This window comes from Pseudomonas sp. NPDC087697, from assembly GCF_044743155.1.
Lineage (GTDB): Bacteria > Pseudomonadota > Gammaproteobacteria > Pseudomonadales > Pseudomonadaceae > Aquipseudomonas.
Genome location: NZ_JBIUVW010000093.1, coordinates 1 through 2,171, shown reverse-complemented (window position 1 = coordinate 2,171; position 2,171 = coordinate 1). Strand labels below are relative to the sequence as shown.

Here is a 2,171-nt window from a genome sequence, read left to right as displayed (position 1 = left end):
AAGGTTGGAACTGAAACTCGTGCTCAGCTGGAAGAAATCGCGAAAACCAAAAACGCGGATCTGACTGCACCTCATATGGAAGCAGCCGTGCGTACTATCGCCGGTTCTGCTCGTAGCATGGGCCTTAACGTGGAGGGTGTGTAATGGCTAAGCTGACCAAGCGCCAAAAGGCTATCGCCGGCAAAATCGAAGCAGGCAAAGCCTACAGCTTCGTTGACGCAGCTGCTCTGCTGACCGAGCTGTCGACCGTCAAGTTCAGCGAGTCGGTAGACATCGCTGTAAACTTGGGTGTTGACCCGCGTAAATCTGACCAGGTTGTTCGTAGCGCTACCGTGCTGCCACACGGCACTGGCAAGACCGTTCGTGTTGCTGTGTTCACCCAAGGCCCAGCAGCTGAAGCTGCTCTGGCCGCCGGCGCTGATCGCGTAGGCATGGACGACCTGGCTGCCGAAATGAAAGGCGGCGACCTGAACTATGACGTAGTTATCGCATCCCCGGATGCAATGCGCGTTGTAGGTCAGTTGGGTCAGATCCTCGGTCCACGTGGTCTGATGCCTAACCCTAAAGTCGGCACCGTAACTCCAGACGTAGCTACCGCGGTTAAAAACGCCAAGGCTGGTCAGGTTCGTTATCGCACCGACAAAAACGGCATCATCCACACTTCCGTTGGCAAGGTCGGTTTCGACGCCGTCAAGCTGAAGGAAAACGTTGAAGCCCTGATCGCTGATCTGAAGCGTATCAAGCCAGCTTCTTCGAAAGGCATCTACGTCAAGCGCGTTACCCTGAGCACCACTATGGGCCCAGGTCTGGTCATCGACCAAGGCTCGCTGGACGTATAAGACACAAATTGGCGCGAGTGATCGCGTCAATTGAAATATTGGGGTCCCTGCCTGGCGGGGGCTATCCAAGACCGTAGGCGACGCAAGTCTTAAACCTCAAGCCTACGCAGATGGTGCTCCCGGTTCCTTACCGAATCAGACACCAAAACGACATCCGGCCTCGGCTGGATGAAACGGTAACAAGCAGGAGTTAAACCCGTGGCAATTAAACTCGAAGACAAGAAGGCCATCGTCGCTGAAGTCAACGAGGCTGCCAAAGTTGCCCTGTCTGCTGTTGTGGCTGATGCCCGCGGTGTGACAGTAGGCGCAATGACCGGACTCCGTAAAGAGGCTCGTGAAGCTGGCGTTTACGTACGTGTTGTACGTAACACCCTGCTCAAGCGCGCTGTTGCTGACACTGAATACAGTGTTCTCAACGACGTGTTCACCGGCCCGACCTTGATCGCGTTCTCCAACGAACATCCAGGCGCTGCCGCCCGTTTGTTCAAGGAATTCGCCAAAGGTCAGGATAAGTTCGAGATCAAGGCAGCTGCGTTCGAGGGCAAGTACCTCGCAGCTAATCAGATCGACGTACTGGCAAGTCTGCCGACCCGTGACGAAGCAATTTCTCAGCTGATGAGCGTGATTCAAGGCGCTACCAGCAAATTGGCTCGTACTCTGGCGGCCCTTCGCGACCAGAAAGAAGCTGCCGCAGCCTAAGGCTGAGCGACTCCTTTCAGTGTTTATTGTTTATTTCGATGGCCGCGTAGGCTGTCACCCCAATACAGGAATTCATAGTCATGTCTCTGACTACCGCACAAATCATCGAAGCAATCGGCCAGAAAACCGTTCTGGAAATTGTTGACCTGATCAAAGCAATGGAAGAAGCCTTTGGCGTTTCTGCTGCTGCTGCTTCCGCCGGTCCAGCTGCTGCTGTTGCCGTTGTTGAAGAACAAACTGAATTCAACGTCATGCTGCTGGAAGCTGGCGAGAAGAAAGTTAACGTGATCAAGGCTGTACGTGAACTGACTGGCCTGGGCTTGAAAGAAGCCAAAGCTGTAGTTGACGGCGCTCCTGGCATGGTTCTGGAAGCTGTTACCAAAGACGCAGCTGACAAAGCCAAAGCAACTCTGGAAGAAGCAGGCGCTAAAGTCGAGCTGAAGTAAGCATCGACTTTGCGTCTCCAGCCCGAGCGTTAAGCGAAAGGCTGATGGCTGGTGGCTCTTGCCACCGGCCTTTTTCCGTTACTGGCAGCCGACTGGGTCGGTGCCGATAACGAGCTGTAACCACCCGATGCGGTGGCGCAACCCATGGGGTTTGCACGATTTTCTGGCTGCTCCCGTCGGGAGGGGC

At 54.8% G+C, this 2,171-nt stretch carries 3 protein-coding genes and 1 pseudogene; all 4 read left to right on the top strand.

The window, feature by feature from the left end; genetic code table 11:
* Nucleotides 1-144, top strand: a pseudogene (gene rplK / locus ACIPIN_RS28890) (50S ribosomal protein L11); the annotation flags it as partial.
* Nucleotides 144-839, top strand: a complete 696-nt coding sequence (rplA, locus tag ACIPIN_RS28885; protein ID WP_093426590.1) for a 50S ribosomal protein L1 — start codon at nucleotides 144-146, stop codon at nucleotides 837-839. The pseudogene rplK and the gene rplA, both read left to right, overlap by 1 nt.
* Nucleotides 840-1,037: 198 nt before the next feature.
* A complete protein-coding gene (gene rplJ, locus ACIPIN_RS28880; protein WP_048373856.1) occupies nucleotides 1,038-1,538 on the top strand; it encodes a 50S ribosomal protein L10 in 501 nt (166 codons plus the stop codon).
* A gap of 80 nt (nucleotides 1,539-1,618) precedes the next feature.
* Nucleotides 1,619-1,984 (top strand): 50S ribosomal protein L7/L12, encoded by a 366-nt coding sequence (gene rplL / locus ACIPIN_RS28875; protein ID WP_401124907.1) that lies wholly within the window; start codon nucleotides 1,619-1,621, stop codon nucleotides 1,982-1,984.
* Nucleotides 1,985-2,171 lie beyond the last annotated feature (187 nt).